We start from the raw sequence: 534 nt of genomic DNA, 5'->3' as shown, positions 1-534 counted from the left end.
AGGAAAATAATAGGGTTTAAAGGTGAAACTTGTTTTCCCTTTTGGGGGCGCAAAAATATGCGTTTCGCTAGGAACAACGCTTGTCGAAAAGTCCTCGAGTTCTTCATGACGCAAAGCCGCTAAGCGTTTGCGTTTAAAGCCATTGATATTGGCTTCTCCTTCTTGAATACTAAACACTTGGCAACCATTATTTGCTCCCAATGCGCTCACACGGCAGCCACTCACGATATAATGCCCATGGGCGCGGTCGTACGTCGCAATAGCTTGCATGGCGGGTTCAAGCAGTGAGGGCGATTTTTGATCAATCAGAACACCATCTTGTAAAATATAAACCGGAAAGAAAGTGCCATTCTGCGCATCCTCTTTCAGTGCCCAAACAAGCTGTGCTGTTTCGCGTGCCGCTCTGGGCTCTCCTTCTGCTAAGGTGCCAGGGACTTGCCCCAAGAGCTCTGGATCATCTTCGTGTGTTATCCATTTTTTTTGCAGCTTCACACCAATTTCCAAGCGCCCAATCATGGCAACATTGTTGAGTAC

The 534-nt window shown here is 47.2% G+C and carries 1 protein-coding gene; it reads right to left on the bottom strand.

The window, feature by feature from the left end; translation table 11 throughout:
• The coding region (locus ACFINL_RS09920; RefSeq protein ID WP_375651510.1) for a DUF4815 domain-containing protein at positions 1-534 on the bottom strand (534 nt) is incomplete at both ends.

The sequence above is a fragment of the Bartonella sp. AA78NXGY genome (assembly GCF_042197005.1).
Classification (GTDB): Bacteria; Pseudomonadota; Alphaproteobacteria; order Rhizobiales; family Rhizobiaceae; genus Bartonella.
Note: the sequence above shows the minus strand (reverse complement) of the source record. Positions and strands in the feature narration are given on the sequence as shown.